This is a genomic window from Streptomyces tubbatahanensis (assembly GCF_022699385.1).
GTDB classification, from domain to species: Bacteria; Actinomycetota; Actinomycetes; order Streptomycetales; family Streptomycetaceae; genus Streptomyces; species Streptomyces diacarni.
This window is the reverse complement of record NZ_CP093846.1, coordinates 471934-489737: the sequence shown is the minus strand read 5'-3', so window position 1 is coordinate 489737 and position 17804 is coordinate 471934. Positions and strand designations below refer to the sequence as shown.

14 protein-coding genes are annotated in these 17804 nt (G+C 72.8%); 2 read left to right on the top strand and 12 right to left on the bottom strand.

Going from position 1 to position 17804, the window contains the following annotated elements:
• Positions 1 to 49 precede the first annotated feature (49 nt).
• On the bottom strand, positions 50 to 457 hold the full coding sequence (locus MMF93_RS02085; RefSeq protein WP_114019776.1) for a DUF5997 family protein: 408 nt from the start codon (positions 455 to 457) through the stop codon (positions 50 to 52).
• Between the two features lie 57 nt (positions 458 to 514).
• Here MMF93_RS02085 and MMF93_RS02080 point away from each other — a divergent pair, with 57 nt between their 5' ends.
• Positions 515 to 1285 carry a LysR family transcriptional regulator substrate-binding protein gene (locus tag MMF93_RS02080; RefSeq protein ID WP_242749010.1) on the top strand — a complete coding sequence of 257 codons (771 nt, stop codon included), beginning with the start codon at positions 515 to 517 and terminating at the stop codon, positions 1283 to 1285.
• 55 nt (positions 1286 to 1340) lie between these two features.
• Here MMF93_RS02080 and MMF93_RS02075 read toward each other — a convergent pair whose 3' ends face one another.
• The 11 genes from MMF93_RS02075 to MMF93_RS02025 all read right to left on the bottom strand — a co-directional run bounded on the left by MMF93_RS02075 (position 1341) and on the right by MMF93_RS02025 (position 16528).
• On the bottom strand, positions 1341 to 2771 hold the full coding sequence (locus MMF93_RS02075; protein ID WP_341483224.1) for a PP2C family protein-serine/threonine phosphatase: 1431 nt from the start codon (positions 2769 to 2771) through the stop codon (positions 1341 to 1343).
• Positions 2772 to 3024: 253 nt separating this feature from the next.
• On the bottom strand, positions 3025 to 4143 hold the full coding sequence (locus tag MMF93_RS02070; RefSeq protein ID WP_242749007.1) for a cytochrome P450: 1119 nt from the start codon (positions 4141 to 4143) through the stop codon (positions 3025 to 3027).
• Positions 4140 to 5594, bottom strand: coding sequence for a cytochrome P450 (locus MMF93_RS02065; RefSeq protein ID WP_242749004.1), 1455 nt, complete (start codon positions 5592 to 5594; stop codon positions 4140 to 4142). The genes MMF93_RS02070 and MMF93_RS02065 overlap by 4 nt, the downstream gene beginning before the upstream one ends.
• Before the next feature lie 156 nt (positions 5595 to 5750).
• Positions 5751 to 6056 carry a DUF1330 domain-containing protein gene (locus tag MMF93_RS02060; RefSeq protein ID WP_242749001.1) on the bottom strand — a complete coding sequence of 102 codons (306 nt, stop codon included), beginning with the start codon at positions 6054 to 6056 and terminating at the stop codon, positions 5751 to 5753.
• Positions 6057 to 6122: 66 nt separating this feature from the next.
• A complete protein-coding gene (locus MMF93_RS02055) occupies positions 6123 to 7064 on the bottom strand; it encodes a glycoside hydrolase family 16 protein (RefSeq protein WP_242748998.1) in 942 nt (313 codons plus the stop codon).
• A 208-nt stretch (positions 7065 to 7272) separates the two neighbouring features.
• On the bottom strand, positions 7273 to 8553 hold the full coding sequence (locus MMF93_RS02050; RefSeq protein ID WP_242757188.1) for an FAD-binding protein: 1281 nt from the start codon (positions 8551 to 8553) through the stop codon (positions 7273 to 7275).
• 100 nt (positions 8554 to 8653) lie between these two features.
• On the bottom strand, positions 8654 to 9856 hold the full coding sequence (locus MMF93_RS02045; RefSeq protein WP_242748995.1) for a right-handed parallel beta-helix repeat-containing protein: 1203 nt from the start codon (positions 9854 to 9856) through the stop codon (positions 8654 to 8656).
• A 69-nt stretch (positions 9857 to 9925) separates the two neighbouring features.
• Complete coding sequence (locus tag MMF93_RS02040) at positions 9926 to 11890, bottom strand: DUF2264 domain-containing protein (protein WP_242748990.1); 1965 nt, start codon at positions 11888 to 11890, stop codon at positions 9926 to 9928.
• 29 nt (positions 11891 to 11919) lie between these two features.
• The gene (locus MMF93_RS02035; protein ID WP_242748987.1) at positions 11920 to 14337 is read right to left on the bottom strand and encodes a polysaccharide lyase 8 family protein; all 2418 of its coding nucleotides are present in this window, start codon (positions 14335 to 14337) and stop codon (positions 11920 to 11922) included.
• A 41-nt stretch (positions 14338 to 14378) separates the two neighbouring features.
• Complete coding sequence (locus MMF93_RS02030; RefSeq protein ID WP_242757186.1) at positions 14379 to 15476, bottom strand: LacI family DNA-binding transcriptional regulator; 1098 nt, start codon at positions 15474 to 15476, stop codon at positions 14379 to 14381.
• Between the two features lie 65 nt (positions 15477 to 15541).
• Complete coding sequence (locus MMF93_RS02025) at positions 15542 to 16528, bottom strand: hydroxyacid dehydrogenase (RefSeq protein WP_423835571.1); 987 nt, start codon at positions 16526 to 16528, stop codon at positions 15542 to 15544.
• 276 nt (positions 16529 to 16804) lie between these two features.
• Here MMF93_RS02025 and MMF93_RS02020 point away from each other — a divergent pair, with 276 nt between their 5' ends.
• A complete protein-coding gene (locus MMF93_RS02020; protein ID WP_242748981.1) occupies positions 16805 to 17803 on the top strand; it encodes an ABC transporter permease in 999 nt (332 codons plus the stop codon).
• Position 17804 lies beyond the last annotated feature (1 nt).

Here is a 17804-nt window from a genome sequence, read left to right as displayed (position 1 = left end):
CGGGAACCTGTACGGAAGTGGAACAAAAGCCGAACTCCCGCGCCTCCGCTCAGCGGCGGGGCGCCTGCCGCTCCTCGTCGCGCGCGGCGGCGTTCTTCGCCTTGATGCGTGCCGCTTCCTTGCGGACCTCGGCCTGGGTGGCGCGTTCCTTGCGCAGCCACTCGGGGTTCTCCGCCTTGAGCGCGTCGATCTTCTCGGTCGTCAGCGCCTCGGTGACGCCGCCCCGGGCGAGGCCCGAGATGGACACGCCCAGCTTCGCGGCGACCACGGGGCGCGGGTGGGGGCCGTTGCGGCGCAGTTCCAGCAGCCACTCGGGCGGCTCGGCCTGGAGGGCGTTCAGCTCGTCGCGCGAGACCACGCCCTCCTGGAACTCGGCGGGGGTGGCTTCGAGGTACACACCCAGTTTCTTCGCCGCGGTCGCGGGCTTCATGGTCTGGGTGGTCTTGTGCGACGTCATGGGTCAAGGGTATCGATCGCCCGCGGTGCCTTTCACCACGCCCGGTAGCCTGGCGGCGTGACAGGCTCGGAATCCTCCCCTTCGTTCACGGTCGCGTTCGTCCCCGGTGTGACGCCCACGAAGTGGGCGCGGATCTGGGAGGAGCGGCTGCCGGACGTGCCGCTGCACCTCGCCCCCGTGACCGCCGCCGAGGCGCCGGGGCTGCTGCGGGACGGCGGTGCCGACGCGGGGTTCGTGCGGCTCCCCGTCGACCGTGAGTACTTCAGCGCGATCCCCCTCTACACGGAGAAGACGGTCGTCGTGGTCCCCAAGGACCACCTCGTGACCGCGGCGGACGAGGTGACCACCGGCGATCTGGCCGAGGACATCCTGCTGCACCCCCTCGACGACGTCCTCGGCTGGGAGAACCTGCCCGGCCTGGCTGCCAGGGAACGACCCGCGACGACCGCCGACGCGGTCGAGCTGGTGGCCGCCGGGGTGGGGCTCCTCGTCGTCCCCCAGTCCCTGGCCCGCCTCCACCACCGCAGGGACCTGACGTACCGCACCGTCACGGACGCCCCCACCTCCCAGGTGGCGCTCGCGTGGCCCCAGGAGCGGACCACGGACGGGGTGGAGGACTTCATCGGCATCGTCCGCGGCCGCACCGTCAACAGCACCCGGGGCCGCAGGGCCCCCGAGGCCCAGCCCAAGCAGAAGCGCTCGGACAAGCCCGCACCGCGCCGCAAGCCCGCGCCCGGCAGGTCGGGAGGCCGAAGCGCCCGCGGCGGAGGCGGTGGCAGGGGTGCGCAGGGCGGCGGCTCACGCCGCGGCAAGCCCCGTCGCTCGTGACCCTCTCCCGCCCACGGCGGGCGCGCCTCACCCGCAGAAGCCGGGCCGTGGGGTCTCAGCCCTCGCGGCGGCCGTCCGGTACGACCGGGACGCCGACGCGGTCCTTGGCCTCGCCGGTGGCGAGGCCGACAGGACCGTGCCACTCCGCGAGCAGGATCGTCGCGTCGTCGTCGAGCCGCCCCTGGTGGTACTCCAGGTGGTGGCGGATCAGCCGGCGCAGCGTTTCGGGGACGGGCAGTCCGTCCGCCTGGTGGCGGAGGAGGAAGTCGAGGAAGCGGCCCAGGCCGAATTCCTCCCCCGCGGGGCTGCGGGCCTCGGTGATGCCGTCGGTGTAGAGCAGCAGACGGTCACCGGGTTCGAGCTCCGTGCTCCAGAAGTCCTCCGGTGCGCCGAAACCGGCCCCCATGGGAGGCGCCGGAGGGCGGTCCAGGTGGAAGGTGCGGCGCCCGCGCACGACGACCGGAGGGGGGTGCCCGCAGCAGACCCAGCGCAGCGCACCGGTGGTCACGTCAAGCTGAGCCAGGATGCCCGTGACGAACTGGTCCCCTGAGAACTGCTCCAACAGGACGTCCTCCACGGCCGCGGCCGTCTGGGGAAGATCGGCTCCCTCGCGGCGGGCGTTGCGGGCCGTGGACAGCGCGAGGTTGCCGGTCAGCCCCGCGGCGGTGTCGTGGCCCATCGCGTCGAACAGGGCGAGGTGCGCGATGCGCCCGTCGAAGGCGTAGTCGTAGACGTCCCCGCTGACCTCGTACGCGGGCTCCATCAGCGCGCTGATCATCAGGCTTTCGGTGGCGAAGCTCCTGGAAGGCATCAGACGCCATTCCATCTCGGTCGCCACATCCATGCGCCGACGGCGGACCAGCCGGCTGTAGGAATCGCTGAGCCCGCGCTTGCTGACCACCATCAGGGCCACCAGACCGGCCAGCCGGCGCATGTCCAGCTGAGCCGCCTCGTCGGCGTCCGGTGCGGCGATGCGCAGCACACCGAGCCGGTCCGTACCGTTCACGAGCGGCACCCACCAGTGGTCGCGGTCGCCCGGCGACGCCGGAAGGACCTCTCCGTGCTGGAAAGCCCGTCCGGCCACGGTTCCCTCCACGCTGATCTCCTCCGGGCGCAGGCCCTCCCCACCGGCGGGCGGGGGGTGGGGGGCCAGCGGGGTCAGCAGGTCCTGTTGCAGATCGACCAGATAGATCTTCACGTCGGTCAGTCCGACGCGGGCCGCTTGTTCGGACAGGTGGTGCGGAAGCATCTCCAGCGTGGACAGATGGCTGGCGGTGATGAGTGCGCCGAGCATCGCGGACCGCTCGGTCGCGCTCTCCGGAAAGCGCTCTTCCGGCTGCGCACCCCCGCCGCGGTCCATACCGCCGCCGCGGTCCTGACCGTCGTCGGAGCGGTGAGCATGACCCGGGCCGTCGTCGCAGCGGCCACGACGGTCCTGACCGTCGGCGGAGCCGTCACCGCGGCCCGTCCCGCCATCGAAGCTCATGCGACCTCCCGTGGGGAGAGGGCTGGGCAGCGTCGCTGCCGGGTCTTCGCCCGCGCCGCGCGTCGTCACCGACAGCCGACCGACCGCGACACCGCGCAGTGCCCGGGAAGTGGTCGTAGCGTGCCGCCCGCGCGGGGGCCAGGACCGGAGCAGCACCCGGCCCACGCGGTGCCCCTGGCGACAGGCCGCTAAACCCGCGGTGCGGCGCCACCCGGCCCCGGGCGGCGCCGCACCGCGGATCCGGCGCCTCGTCTCAGCCCAGGTGGACCGGCAGCTTCTGGTATCCGTTGATGCCCAGGGACGGCACCCGGGGGGCCGGTGTGGCGGCCAGTCGCAGGTGCGGGAAGGCGTCGAACAGCCGGCTCAGGGCGATCTCCGCCTCGAGCCGGGCGAGGGACGCGCCGGGGCAGCGGTGCGGGCCGACCCCGAAGGCGATGTGGCGGGAGGCGTCGGCGCGTCCGGGCGCGAACACGTCGGGTGACGGGTCGGGGAAGGCGTGCGGGCAGCGCTGGATGGCCGGCAGCGGCACCAGCACCGCCTCTCCCTCGCGGACGACGTCCTCGCCGATGGCCACGTCCTCGGTGGCGTAGCGGAACATGACGTTGCGGCTGGGGGACTCCCAGCGCAGCGCCTCCTCGACGACCTCCGACCAGGGGTTGTCCCCGTCGGCCCCCGCCTCCTGCCGCTTCCTGGCCGCCGCGAGCGTGTCGGGGTGGGTCAGCAGCCCTGTGACGGCGTGGCAGATGAGGTTGGCCGTGGTCTCGTGCCCACCGATGATGGTCACCACCAGGTTCCCGATGACCTCCGCCTCCGAGAGCTCGCCCTCGTCCATGGCCGTGACCAGGTCCATGGTCAGGTCGTCACGGTCGCCGCGTGCCCGCTTCTGTCCGATCAGCGCCAGCAGGGTCGCGGGGAAGCGCTGCCCGACGGTGTCCTGCACCTCCTCGACGGAGGCCTCGGAGTTCATGGCGGCGGCCGACAGCTCACGCAGCTCCTCGCGCAGCGCCCCCTCCTCCGGGACGCCGAGGAGCGAGCAGATGACCTCCAGCGGCAGCGGCAGCGCGAAGCCACTCAGAAGGTCGGTCTCCCGACCCGCGGGTACGGCTGCCAGCTCGGTCAGCAGGCGGTCGGTGACGGCCTCGATACGGGGCCGCAGGGCCTGTACGCGCCGCGGCGAGATGGCCCGCTGCACGGGAAGCCGCAGCCGGCGGTGGGTCTGTCCGTCGGTGGTGAGCAGCCCCTTGCCCTCGACGATGAACAGCAGCGGCCAGTCCGCCGGTATCTCGCCGCGCGCGTGGGCGCCCCAGTTCCTGATGTCCTTGGAGAAGCGGGCGTCGCTCATCACGAGGGCGCCCGCCTCCCGCGTCGTCACCGCTTTGGCCACCACGCCACCAGGGAGCGCCACAGTGGCAACCGGCCCTGCTGCGCGGAGGGCCGCTCCTTCGCCTCCGTGGAGATCGGCTGGGGCGGGTTCGAGATGAAGCTGTGCTGTGCGGTCCACTGCTGTCCGTTCGTCGAGGCCGTCGGCGGGAGGGGGAAGATGACGGGTAGCGCGGTGGGGGACCGCGCGATGTACGGCAGGTCCCAGTTGAGCTGTTCCTTCGCCACGGACATCCGCAGGCCCGGCAGCCGGCTCCACAGCACCTCGAGCCCGGTGCGCACGATGAGCGTGCCGATGTCGTGGGCCGGGCAGGCGTGCGCCCCCGCGCCCCACGCCAGGTGCGACCTGTTGACCCGGGAGACGTCCCAGCCCGCCGAGAGCATCGTCGGGTCGGCGCCTGTCGCGCCGAGGCAGATGATGGCCATGTCACCGCAGTTGACGGGGTATCCGCCCAGCGTGGTGTCCTGGGTGGCCCACCGGCCGATGAGGTTCTGGATGGGGGCGTTGACCCACATCACGCGGTTCATCGCCTCCTCCATCTGGCAGCGCCCGGCGATGACGTCGGCGTGGAGGTCGGGGTTGGTCAGCAGTTCCAGCACGGTGTTGCAGATCCAGGTCGTGCTGGCGCCGCGCCCCGCGACGATCTGGAGCCACACGTCCTCGCTCAACTCGTGCGTGTCCATGCCCAGGCTCAGCTCGCGGTTGTAGTGGTGCATCCACGAGACCAGGTCGGGCCCCGGGGCCCGCTCCTTGCCGGTGACCAGGGCACGCATCTGCGCGTCGAGCTCGGCGGCGGCACGCTCGGCACCTGTGCCACCGCTGAGCAGGTCGTGGATGGCGTTGCCCGTGGCCAGCGCGCCGCTCTCGTCCATGCCCATCAGCCGCATCACGACCAGCAGCGGCAGCGGCAGCGCGTACTGGGCCAGGATGTCGACCTCGTTCCACTCCCGCGGCCCGCCTTCGGGGAAGAACGCGGTGATGAGCTGGTGCGCGAGGTCCTCGATCAGGTCGCGGGTGCGCAGCAGGTCGAGTTCGGCCAGCGCCTTGTTGCCCGGCTCGGCCAGCCGCGCGTGCTCCGCGCCCTCCGCGTACAGGCGGCTGCGCCGGTAGGCGAACTGGGGGATCATCGGATGCCCCGCGGGAAGGGTTCCCTGTGCCAGGTCGCGGTACCAGCGGGAGTCCCGCGTCCACAGCACACGGCCGCGGTTTTGCAGGATGTCCAACTGGTCGGCGTGGTCGAGGACCAGGTACCCGCGCAAGGCCCCCGTCTCCTCGAGTGTCACCGGGGCCACTGGACCGAAGGTTCTGCGCAGACTCGCGTAGTAGGAGAACGGGTCGCGTGCGAAGTCCTGACCGTAGAGCGGGGCGCTGCGTTCGGGCCACGGCGCCGAGACACGGGGCCAGGCGCCGCCAAGGGGATTGACTGCGGGGTGAGTTGACACGGCGATCATCCTGTACGGCATCGATCACCGGATCAAGCCGCGGACGGCCCCGAACCGGTGGACGTGATCCCTGGGTCCCTGACGCCGAGCGGGTGCCTCGCCGGCCGGGGCCTGCGCCGTGCCGATCACGGCGGGGCCGGGCGGTTCCCGGGCCCGCTACCCGGACACCCCGTCGACGAAGAGAAGCCGCCGCTCCAGTGCGGACTGCCGCAGCTTCAGCGTCGGCGCGTATTCGGCGGACGCGTACCACTCCCTGGCCCGCTCGGCGTCCGGAAACTCGAGGACGACGAGGCGCTCGGAGGCGGGCCAGGCACCCTCCACGGCGTCGGGCAGGGCACCGCGAACGAGGTAGCGGCCGCCGTGCCGGCGAATGGAGTCCTCAGCCAACGCCCGGTAGCTGTCGGCCAGTTCCTCGTCCACCACCTCGACCTCGGAGATCACGTAAACAGACGTGGCGGTCATGCTGCCAGGGACGTCAAACGGCGCCCCCCGCAGTAGGTGGGGAGCGCCGCTCGGAGACCTCTTCTCTCACCCCGCCTCGTTCCCGGCGGGAGCGGTGACGTCCACGGCGACGTGGTCGACGAGGAGCGAGCCCCCGGACACGGTGGCGGCCGTCGGGGTGTCCTGGCCCGCGTCGCCGTTGGGGAAGGCGCCGCCCATGGCCAGGTTGAGCAGGACGAAGTGGCCGTGGTCCGTGGCGTTCTGCCACGTGGCGGCGTCCATGTCGGACTCCCGCACGGTGTGGAAGAGCCGGCCGTCCTGGTACCAGCGCAGCTCCTCGGTGGCGCCGGTGCGGTCGAGTTCGAGCGCGTACTCGTGGAAGCCGCCCTGGCAGCTGCCGTCGCACGTCGCGCTGTTGCCGATGCCGGTGGTCTCGTTGCAGGGGCCGCCAGGGTTGACACCGCAGTGGAGGACGCCGTGTGCGGCGCTCTGGCCGTTGACGTTCTCCATGATGTCGAACTCGCCCACGCCCGGCCAGTTCTGGTAGTTGCCGCGGTAGTCGGCGCCCAGTGTCCAGAAGGCCGGCCAGTAGCCCAGTGCCTGCTCCCCGGAGACCTCGGGCAGTTTCAGGCTCGCCGAGACGCGCATCGTGCCGCCCTCGGGCGCCGCGAAGTCCGTGCGCCGGGTCTCGATGCGGGCCGAGGTCCAGGCGTCGCCGTCCTTGAGGGCGGTGATCTTCAGGTGGCCCTCGCCGTCGAGTTGCAGGTTCTCCGGCCTGTCGGTGTACGTCTGCACCTCGCCCGTGCCCCAGTTGGGCGGCCCGCCGGGGTAGCTGGTGCCGGTGTCGACGATCCAGTCGTCACCGGAGGGCGGGGACCCCGCCGACCCGTCGAAGTCGGTGCGCCACGCCTCCTGGGTGACCTGTCCGACCTGTGCGTGCTCGGCGGCCTGCGGGGGCTGCCCGGACGTCCCGTCGGCCTGGGCGCTCGGCAGCGCCATCGTGCCGAGTGCCGTCACCATCGCGGCCATCACCGCCGGACGGTACCCACGGCGTCTTCTGCCAGTACGGACCATGACGATGCGCTCCTTCACGGTGGGGGGATGAGCGCTCTCTCGGCACAGCACCGTGCCCAAGGTCTGGACCAACGTCAAGGCTTCGCGTGCGATCGGGCGGACACGGGCACGCACACCCCCGTTCGGTCCACCCGGACTCCGCGCCGTCCGGCGGACGTCGCTCTCACCCCTCCAGGACCGTACGGAGGAAGCCGTTGCGGAACTTCCCGCCCGCGTCCCAGCGCGACGCCACGCGGGCGAAGTCGGTGAGGCGCGGGTGGACGTCCCGCAGCCGCCGGTGCGAGACGGTGAAGACCTTCCCCCAGTGCGGGCGGGCCGCGAACGGCGCCAGAGCCTCCTCGACGGCCGCCACCGCTTCCCTCACCAGGGGGAGCTCAGGTGTCCAGGTGAAGTGGACGGCCAGCGAGTCGCGGCCGTACGCCGGGCTCAGCCACTGGTCGTCGCCCGCGACCGTCCGCACCTCGCACACCTGGAGCGCCGCCGCGACGGTCTCCCCGGCCTCGGCCAGCGCGGCGAGCGCGGGCCTGGCCTCCGTCCGCGGCACCAGGTACTCGGACTGCAACTCCGCGCCGCTGCTGGGGGTGAACTCCGGCCTGAAGTGGGGCAGCCGCTCGTGCCAGGGGCCCGGAAGGCCGCCCTGCGCGGTGCAGTTGGCCCCCGCTCGGCCCAGCACGGGATGGCGCTGCTCCGTGACGGGCGCCGACCAGGGAAAGCAGACCTCGGGTCCGTCGCAGCGCCGCTTGAGCCACACCTGTGTCCACCTCGGGGTACGCCAGTCGGTGAACAGGCTGACGCTGGAGGCCGACCCCGTCACCGCCGCCACGTCGCTCTCCGTGGCCAGGTCCGCCATCGGGAAGCCGTCGAACACGTGGCTCTCGACCTCGTAGGCCGGCTCCAGGTCCAGCGTCAGCGCCGTGACCACCCCCAGCGCGCCGAGCGAGACCACGGCGGCTTCGAAGTCGGGCTCGCCTCGCCGCACCACGGCCCGCGAGCCGTCCGCGGTCACGAGTTCCACCTCCCGCACCGCGGCCGACAGCGGCGGCGTCGTGTCGCCGGAGCCGTGGCTGCCCGTCGCCACAGCGCCCGCGACCGAGATGTGCGGCAGCGACGCCATCGCGGCCAGAGCGAGGCCGTGGCGGTGCACGTGTGCGGCCAGCTCCGCATAGCGCACCCCTCCGCCCACCCGTACCGTACGGGCCGCGGTGTCCACCTCCGTCACGGGTGGCAGCCCGGCCAGCGAGACCAGCGCGCCCCGCGTGGTGTCGGTGTCGGCGAGCCGGTTGAAAGTGTGCCCGCTGCCCAGCACCCGTACCTGGCGGCTGCCGGCCACGAGTGCGCGCAGGGCGTCAGGCGAAGCGGGGCGGTGCAGCTGTTCGGCCGTGTACCGGATGTTCCCCGCCCAGTTGACCGGCCGGGAGGGCTCCCCCTCCGCTTCCTTGACCATCGACGCTTCTCCCGTCACTCTCGCCGGCACCGTCGTGCGGGCTGGGCCCCCACGTGATCACGCCGATCGGTGAGCGGACAACGCCCGGGGCGCGAGGGGTCTAACCGGTGGCGGACGGGGATCGGCCGCTCGCGCCGGCCAGCACGTCGGTGACGTTGCCCTCCAGCGTGGGCGGGTGGTTGCCCTGGTGGCCGACGAGGTGCACGGGTGCCGAACCGGAGCAGCGCACGGTGAGGTCGGAGAGGGCGCAGCCGCTCAGGACCCAGCCGCTGCCCTGGAGGTCGGCGGCGGTCACGTCCGTGTACCACAGGGTGTTGCCGCTGAAGGTGGGAGGCAGCAGCCCGGACACGACGACGCCGGGGCCGGGGTCGCGGGAGGAGCCGTCGAGGGGGAAGGCGGCGTTCGCCGTCCAGCGGGGGGAGGTGCCGCCGTTCGCGTGGTTGAGCGTGTTGCCGGTGAGGGCTCCGTGGTTCCAGTTGTCGTCGCTCTGTCGCCCGTAGGGGCTGGTGGCGGCGAGGGAGTAGTAGGCGCCGTAGCAGCCGACGACGGTGTTGCCGTGGATGTTCCAGTTCCCCGAGGAGTTCCACAGGGCGAGTCGGCAGTGGGTGAAGACGTTGTCCGCCAGCACCGCGTACTCGCTGCGGTCCGCGGTGGAGGCGCCGAAGTAGCACCGGTCGAAGGTGTTGCCGCTGATCAGCGTGCGGGACGCGACGAAGTCGTCGGAGGCGGAGCCGGTCACCACGAGGCCCGCGCCGCGCCAGTGGGTGAAGTCGCAGCCCGTCACGCGTACGTCGCTGGCTCGGGTGAGGGCCACCGCCACGTGGTCCGCCGCCATGGCGCTGCCGAGGGGGTCGGCGTCCTGGCCGCGGAAGTGGATGCCGGTGAGGGTGATGTCGCGCTTTCTGGTGGCCCGCAGCGCCCCCATCGAGGCTCCGGTGACGGTGACGGTGGCGCCGTTGCCCACGATGAGGCAGGCGTCCGGGAGTTCGACCGCCGAGGAGAGCGTGTAGGTGGATCCGGGAACCAGCTGGACCCAGCTCGTGCGTGCCAGCGTCTGCTGCCAGTCGTCGCCGGGCCGAAGCACGGGCAGCGCGGAGTCGGCGGTGTCTGCGCCGTTGCCCGAGGTGGCGGTGTCCCGCAGGGAGGGTCTGGCCGAGGCGGCCGCCCAAGAGGCCGGGGCGGCTGCCGCCTCGCGCGACGAGAGCAGCACTCCCGCCGCCGTCGCGCCCACCACACCGGCCAGTGCCCGGCGGCCCGGGCCCGGCGTGCGGTTGTTCCGCGGTCCATCGGCGCGCGTTTCCATGTAGGCGGCCCCAGGTGAGAAGACGTCAGATGTCTGATGTGCTGACGCTAAGCCACACCGGTCGAGCGGTCAACGGGGCTGCGCGTCCAGGGGGTTGCCACCCCCTGTCCTTGTCGAGGCCGCCCAGCGCGGTCGCAGCACGGTGCCGTCGAGAAAGCGGACGAGGAGCGTCTCGCCGCTGACCTCGGCGGTCACCGACGCACGCAGCGCGCACGGGTCCACGGCGTTCCGGGAGAGCACGATCAAAGAGGCGTGGAGACCGCCGGCCGCCCCGGCGTCCTCCGGGTGGCCGGTCAGCGTCACGGAGGGCGTCGCCGAGTGCGGTCCGTACGCGTTGGCGTGCGTCTCCAGGGCGACCGAGGCCCCGTCCTCATCCCAGCCGTGCAGCGCGATCACGGCACTCGTCAGCCCGTCCGCCGTACGTGCCAGGGCCCACCCCGGGCCGGTCGCCGTGTGCACGGGCTGCCGGTGGGCGACCGCGTAACCGCTCTCCCGGACCGACGCGCCCGGCGGCGCCTGGACGCGGTGGACCCGGACCTCCCACGGCCCGTGCGGCAGCGAGACCGTCTCGATGCGGAAGGTGCCAGGGTGCCCGGGCAGTTCGGCCTCGTACCAGGACGACGCCTGGCCGTCCGCACAGCTGAGGGGGTGGATGCGGCGGCGCGACGAGGGGGTGCCGTCGGGGGCGAGCAGCGCGAGGTGGTTGTCGCGGGTCCGCTGCCGGGCGTGCGGGGCGCTGGTGGGCGCCGTGGCCGTCGAGTAGGCGAAGGCGCCGTAGTGCGGATCGTCCTGGCCGACGCCGCGCGGCGGCTGGTGGTCGCTTCCGTGGTTGACGAGCCGGACGAGGCCGTCGTGCCGGGTGCTGTGCAGCAGCCAGCCGGGGGCCGGGAGCGCGACGCACTGGTCGGTCTCCTCCACGGGCAGCGGGCTTTCGGTCTCCGTCCACACCGGGTGGTCCGGAGGCAGCAGCAGCCCGAGGAACCCCTTGCTCGCCCAGTACGGCGACGCGGGGCCCGAGTAGGGCTGCGACGCGGGCAGGAACGTGTCGTACCAGCCCAGCGGCAGCAGCCCCCGTTCGTCGGGGACGCCGCGCTCCACGAAATGCCGCAGCGTTCCCGAGGCGAGGCGGCGGGTGAGGCCGGGCGCCAGCGGGGTGCAGTCCGCCAGCGCGCCCATCCACGCCGGGGCCAGGACGGCGAACCGGTAGGACAGGGAACGCCCCTGGTGGACGGGTGCGCCGTCGCCGCCGAAGAAGTGCGGATAGGTGGCGAGGTAGGCGCTCAGCCGCTGCCGGTAGACCTCGCCGCGGCCGCCGTCGGTGCCCTCGGTTGCCGTTGCCATCCTGGACCAGAGCAGCGGATACAGGTGCAGGGCCCAGCCGCCGTAGTAGTCGAAGTTGCGGCCGTCCCCGTCGGTGTACCAGCCGTCCGCCACGTACCAGTCCTCGATCCGGTCCAGGCCGCTCTCGATGTCGGCCCTGCGGTGCGGGGCGCCGACCGAGGCGAGGAACTGCTCGGAGACCACCTGGAAAAGCCGCCAGTTGTTGTCCCAGGTGCGTGCGCCGACGAAGCCGGACAACCAGTCGACGATCCGCTCCTGCACCCGGGCATCCAGTTGGTCCCACAGCCAGGGCCTGGTCTCGTGCAGGGCGACGGCGATCGAGGCGGCCTCGACCATCTGCTGCGAGCAGTCGGTCAGCGCGGGCCAGGCCTCACCGCCGGCCCTGTCGGTCCCCGAGGCGAGCCCGGCGGCGTACCGCTCGACCAGCGCCGCGTCGACGTCGCCGCCCGCGCCCGCGATGCGGCACGCGGCGAGCAGGAAGGAGCGGGCGAAGCCTTCCAGACCGTCGAGGACGACCCCCGACCAACTGCCCCGGCCCGGCAGCCGGTACTGGGCGAGCCCTGGAGTGGCGTACGGCAGGAACGCGTCGAGGAGCCGGTCGGCGACCGCCTCCCAGTGGGCGCGCGTCCACCCGGTGCGGGGAGAGCGGACCCGGTCGGTCGGCGGCAGCGGCAGGTGGGGCGGGACGGACATGAGAAAGGACCCTCCGGATGCGGGCGGTGTCACCTCAGGCGGGCGTGGTGGGTGTGGCCGCGCGAGCCGCCCACCGCGACGGTCAGCAGCGGGTGGCGACCGGGGGTGAGGGACACGGTGTCGTCACCGCTGAGAAAGGACCGCACGGGGAAGGGCAGGCGGACGGTGACCCGGTCAGCGGTGCGTGACGGGTCGGCGACGGAGACGGTCGCCTCGCCGCGGCCGCGGCGTACCACTACCGAGGCGGGCCCGTCGGTGGCCAGGCCCGCGGCGGTGCCGGCCTGCCAGAACTGGGCCGCCGTCAGGCCGTCCCGGCGGGACTCGACCGCCTGCACCGTCGGCGAGTTGGCGGCCACGCGTACGGGCCGCGAGACCCGCCACCTGGCGGTCGCCGCGACCGAGGCGCCCGGCAGCACCACGTAGGCGTAGCCCCCGTCGGTGGGGGAGACGCCGTGGTCGAACCAGAGGGTGAGGTAGCGCCGCGTCAGCGGCCTGGAGCCGCCGGCGGTGTCCGCGCCGGTGTTGATGTCCCGCCACGCTCCGGTACGCTCCTCGCGCAGCGCGCGCAGTGCCGCGCCCGCGGGGAAGACGTAGCCGCCGACGCCCTCCAGGTGGGCCCAGCCGGCCCGGTCGAACGCCTTCGACCAGCCCTGGGCGCCGGGCATGCGGACGCCGTCGACGCGGAGAGCCGAGGTGCCGTGCGCGTGCAGGTTGCGGTTCTCCACGACGGTCTCGACCCTGCGGCCTTCCCCGGCGCGGATGCCGGCGCCGAGGGCGACGAGCGCGTTGTCGAGGAAGAACCAGGCCTTCTTGGCCCGCGGGCTGCCTTCGACGCCGATCAGCTCCATGGCGGACACCCCGTACCGGCCCTCCAGCGCGGCGCCGCCCGCGACGCGGTTCGACGGCAGGTAGAGGCCGGTCCCGGCACCGGTGCCCGCGTCCTCGCGGTGCCGGACCTCGACCGTGGTCCCCGGCAGCCGGTACGGGTCGACGGTCGGCCAGAAACCGTCACCGAACTGGCCGAGGTCGTCCTCGGTGTAGAGGTACGTCATGCCGTCGCCGGTGTACCAGCCGTGCAGATTCTCCCCGTTGCCCGCCTCGTACCCGGCGATGCGCCGGGAGGAGAGCGAGAGCGCGAGCGCCCAGCGGGGCCTGCGGTGCACCACCCGGTCCATGTCGGCGAAGACCACGTGCGAGGCGGGGCGCTCTGCGGGACGCACGTGTCCGTCGGCCAGCAACGCCTTGGCGCGCACCACCTGGGGCACGTCCGCCTCATCGACGTAGGGGTAGCTGCGGTTGCGCTCTAGCCAGCCCTTGACCAGGGCCCGCCACCTCTTCGCGCGGGCGGCGGGGGCGCTCTCGGCGAGCAGCAGGACGGCGGAGATCAGCGCCGCGCCGGCGGTGTGGTCGCTCTCCTGTTCGCGGGAGACGGCACGCCCGCGTACGGCGTCCGCCATCAGCCCGTCGAAGACCAGCGGCGCGAAGGACTTCTCAACCGCGTCGTACACCACCTCCACGCGCGGATCGGTGACGGCCCAGGGGCATTCCGCGAGCAGCGCGATGGCCTGGGCGACGCCGGTGAGCAGCACGTTCCCGTACGAACCCGTGTAGGCCACGGCCTCGTGCTGGACGAAGGAGCCGTCCTCGTAGAAGCCGTCGCCCGAGGTGACGTACCCGAAGAGGGTGTTGCGCCCGGAGTCGCGGGTGTCGGAGAGGCCGTCGCGGGCGGAGGCGAGTTTCCCCTCGTCCCGTCCGAGCAGGCCGCGCAGGGCGACGATGAGGCACTTGTCGGCTCTGTTGGCACCGGTCTCCGACAGGGAAGGGGAGTTGGTGCGGCGGTCGGGACCGGGACAGAAGCGGTCGACCGCGGCCAGGTACCGGCTCAGGTCGTCGGCCGGCACGTGCGCGCGCACGAGCACGCAGCTGTCCAGCAGCGCGCGGGGGGCGCCGATCTCCCAGAACCACCAGTTGCCGCTCTCCTGGGCCTGCGCGTGGTACGCCTCGTCGTGCAGGAAGCGAAGCGCCCCGACCAGCGCGTCCGCCACCTCTTCCGAGGCGGACAGGCCGGTACCGGGGGTGGCCCATGCGAGGGCGAGGGTGCGCAGGCGGGTGTAGCTCTGCCCGAAGTTGCCCGGCTCGGTGACGGGGGACAGGTCGCTCCACAGCGCGGTCCGGGAGGTGGAGCGGTCCAGCCGCTGCCACAGGTCGGTCGCCGCGGTCTCCAGCCGGCCGAGGGCGGCGGCGACGTCGGGATCGGCTGGATCGGTGTCGTATCCGGTGAGGAGCTGGGTGGCGCGGGTGAGCAGGGTCTCGAACACACCGGCCTCCCTGGCCGGCCCCCCGGTCTGTGCCGCGCGGGCCTGAACGGGGCGGGGGAGCAGGGCGGCGGCCGGTGCGGCCAGGAGGGCGCGGCGGCCGGTCACCATGCGGGTGGGGGAAGAGCGCATCCTGGGCTCCTTCGGACGGTGAGTGCGGTCGGAGTAAGCGGTCACATGCGGCCGCGGTGTGTGCCCCGCGGCGCCACGGAGTCCCGTACCACGATGTGCGTGCCCAGCCGGACCACGCCTGTGGCGGGTTCGCGCCAGGGGTCCTCGTCCTCGTCGCGCAGGGCGACGCGCACGGCCTGCCGCCCCATCTCCTCGAGCGGCACGTGCACGGTCGTCAGCCGGGGGCGCATCTCCTGCGCCACGGGCACGTCGTCGTACCCGACCAGGGAGACGTCCTGCGGCACCCGCACCCCCGCCTCCTCCAGCGCCTGGGCCGCTCCGGCGGCCACGATGTCGTTCGCCGCGAACACCGCCGTGAACCGGATGCCCTGCCTGAGCACCTCGGCCATCCGCCGGGCGCCGAAGGCCCGGCTGAAGGCGCCGGGCTGCTCCAGCGCGGAATCCGGCTCCGCGCCGCGCAGTTCCAGCGCACGCCGGTGGCCCGCGAGCCGGTCGCGGGTGGTGGACAGGCCGGGCGGCCCGCCCAGATACAGGACGCGCTCGTGCCCCTGCGTCAGCAGGTGGTCGGTGAGCGCGAACGCACCGCCCTCGTTGTCGTACTCGACCGACGCGGTGGGCACCCGCTCACCCAGCGGCGGCCTCCCGCACAGCACGAGCTTGGATCCGTCCGCGTCCAACTCCGTGGCGCGCCGGGCGAGTTCGTCCGTGTACGCGCGGTCGGCGACGCTTCCGCCCACCACGATCACCGCGTCGGCGCGGCGCTCGTGCATCAGCTCGACGAAGGCCAGCTCCCGCTGCGGATCGCCCTGGGTGCAGCAGACCAGGCACAGCCGGCCGCCACGGGACGCCTCCCGTTCCACACCGCGTGCGATGTAGGCGTAGAACGGGTCCACGACGTCGTTGACGATGATGCCCACGGTCCGCCCCGAGACCCCCGCCAGCGCCCGCGCGTGGGCGTTGACGACGTAGCCCAGCTCCTGGATCGCCTTCTCGACGCGTTCCCGCGTGGCCGCCGCGACCGGATAGTTGCGGTTCAGCACGCGCGAGACGGTCGCGGTGGAGACCCCCGCACGCCGGGCCACATCGGTGACCGTCGAGCGGCGCTGTCCGTCCGCGTCCGTGCCGCTCTGGCGCCCCATACGGCCCATCCCCTCCGTGACGTCGTCTGGTGGCGCGAAGCCTATGACCCGGGGCGTGCGGTACGTCATGCGAGGCGCTCCAACTCGGCCGCCGGCACCGGGTGGGCGAACGGCTCGCCGCGCGCGAAGCGGGCCAGCTCCTCGACGGCCTGGGTGCCGAGCCTGGCGGTCTCGTTGCCCTGGGCGCCGGCCAGGTGCGGGGTGATCCAGACGTTCGGCAGGTCCCACAGCGGGTGGTGGGCCGGGAGGGGTTCGGGCTCTGTGACGTCGAGTACGGCGTCGATCCGCCCGCACACCAGGTGCTCGGTCAGTGCCTCGGTGTCGACGAGGGCGCCGCGTGCGGTGTTGACGAGCAGCGTGCCGGGACGCATGAGTCCGATGCGGCGGGCGTCCAGCAGGTGGCGGGTGGCCGGGGTCTGCGGAGCGTGCACCGTCACCACGTCACTGGTGGCCAGCAGCGCGTCCAACTCGAGGCGGGTCGCCCCCAGCGCGCGTGCCTCGGTGTCCGTCACATAGGGGTCGTAGAGGGTGATGTCCACATCGAGGGCTTCCAGCAGTTCGATGACGCGGCGCCCGGTTCTGGAGCCTCCGACGACGCCGACCCGCAGCCCGTTGGTGCCGAGCCAGTGCTGGCGGCCCAGGTCGGCGGCGGTGCGGTGGGTGCGGCGGTCGCGGAAGAGGCGGGCGAGCGGGAAGGCGCGCTTGGCGCCCATGATGATGGCGGCCAGCGTGAACTCGGCCACGGGCACCGAGTTGGCCGCGGCGGCGGACGAGACGACGATGCCGCGCTCGAAGACGTCGGGTGCGAGAAAGGTCTTGACGGTGCCGGCGGCGTGGACGACCGCCCGCAGGGCCGGGGCGCGCTCCAGCACGGACGCGTCCACCGGCGGACAGCCCCAGCCGGTGAGCAGCACCTCGCAGTGCGCCAGCGCCTCGCGGGCCCCGGGTGAGGTGAACTCGTCGGCGGGCGCCGGCGTCTGGAGGTCCGCGATCTCCTCCAGCAGGGCTCTCGCGGGGGCCGGGAAGAGCTCGTCGAGGAGGCCCGGCGTCATGGCCAGCAGGGTGCGCGGCCGACGGGAGGGCTGTGCCGCGGTGTCCGTACCGGTGTGAGCCGGCGCCTCGTCGGTAGTGCGCACCTTGCCTCCGGACAGTAAACGCATTCTATGGGCTGCCGGAAAAGCTAGGGAGTCGCTGAGCCCTCGTCAAGCGGGCGTCCACTCCTGGGTGCAGAGCGCGCTGACACATCTCTTGACGCTGTACGTAAGCGGTTACTACGTTGCGGGCGCAGTAGGCCCCGTGGCATCGCCCCAGCCCGACAGGACCGCATCATGGCTGACACCGCTCCACCCGCACCGCTGGACACACCACGCCGAAGCGCCCGAAGACCGCCTGCCCCCGCGCCGGTTCGCCGCCTGACCCTCTGGCAGCGCATCAAGCGGGACAAGGTGATGCTGCTGCTGGCCCTGCCCGGGCTCGCCTACTTCGTGGTCTTCCACTACGTGCCGCTGCTCGGCTACATGGTGGCCTTCCAGGACTACCAGCCCTACCTCGGCTACATGCACAGCGTCTGGGCCGGCTTCACCAACTTCACCACGGCGTTCGCCCAGCCGGCCTTCTGGTCCGCGGCCGGCAACACCCTGCGGATCGCCGTGATCCAGCTGGTCTTCTTCTTCCCCGTCCCCATCGGTCTCGCGCTGCTGCTCAACAGCGTCGTCAGCGACCGTCTCCGCCGCTTCGTGCAGAGCGTGGTCTACCTCCCGCACTTCATCGGCTGGGTCATCATCGTCTCGGTCTTCCAGCAGATCCTCGGCGGCGCCGGGCTGCTCCCCGACGTCCTCGGGAGCCTGGGGCTGCCCCGCTACGACATGATGAGCGACCCGGAGGCCTTCCCCTGGCTGCTCACCCTCCAGATGGTGTGGAAGGACGCGGGCTGGGGGACCATCATCATCCTCGCCGCGCTGCTCACCATCGACCGCCAGAGTTACGAGGCCGCCGCCATCGACGGGGCAGGACCTGCCCGCCGGCTGTGGCACGTCACCCTGCCGGGGCTCGCCCCGGTGATCATCCTGCTGCTGATCCTCAACCTCGGCCAGGTCCTGTCCGTGGGCTTCGAGCAGATCCTGCTCCAGCGCGACGCGGTCGGCCCCGGTGCCGGAGAGGTCCTCGACACCTACGTCTACTACCACGGCATCAAGGACAACGACTGGGGCGTCGCCGCCGCCGTGGGCCTCATCAAGGCGGTCATCGGCACCGCCCTCGTCCTGGGGGCCAACAAGGTCGCCCACCGCCTCGGCCACGAAGGGGTGTACCGCGGTGCTGACCGCTGAC

Excerpts from the sequence above, each read along its gene's own strand:
- MMF93_RS02035 (WP_242748987.1), bottom strand. The coding sequence starts at position 14,337 with ATGCGCTCTTCCCCCACCCGCATGGTGACCGGCCGCCGCGCCCTCCTG.
- MMF93_RS02050 (WP_242757188.1), bottom strand. The coding sequence starts at position 8,553 with ATGGTCAAGGAAGCGGAGGGGGAGCCCTCCCGGCCGGTCAACTGGGCG.
- MMF93_RS02040 (WP_242748990.1), bottom strand. The coding sequence starts at position 11,890 with ATGTCCGTCCCGCCCCACCTGCCGCTGCCGCCGACCGACCGGGTCCGC.
- MMF93_RS02085 (WP_114019776.1), bottom strand. The coding sequence starts at position 457 with ATGACGTCGCACAAGACCACCCAGACCATGAAGCCCGCGACCGCGGCG.
- MMF93_RS02060 (WP_242749001.1), bottom strand. The coding sequence starts at position 6,056 with ATGACCGCCACGTCTGTTTACGTGATCTCCGAGGTCGAGGTGGTGGAC.
- MMF93_RS02045 (WP_242748995.1), bottom strand. The coding sequence starts at position 9,856 with ATGGAAACGCGCGCCGATGGACCGCGGAACAACCGCACGCCGGGCCCG.
- MMF93_RS02055 (WP_242748998.1), bottom strand. The coding sequence starts at position 7,064 with ATGGCCGCGATGGTGACGGCACTCGGCACGATGGCGCTGCCGAGCGCC.
- MMF93_RS02025 (WP_423835571.1), bottom strand. The coding sequence starts at position 16,528 with ATGACGCCGGGCCTCCTCGACGAGCTCTTCCCGGCCCCCGCGAGAGCC.
- MMF93_RS02020 (WP_242748981.1), top strand. The coding sequence starts at position 16,805 with ATGGCTGACACCGCTCCACCCGCACCGCTGGACACACCACGCCGAAGC.
- MMF93_RS02075 (WP_341483224.1), bottom strand. The coding sequence starts at position 2,771 with ATGAGCTTCGATGGCGGGACGGGCCGCGGTGACGGCTCCGCCGACGGT.
- MMF93_RS02030 (WP_242757186.1), bottom strand. The coding sequence starts at position 15,476 with ATGGGGCGCCAGAGCGGCACGGACGCGGACGGACAGCGCCGCTCGACG.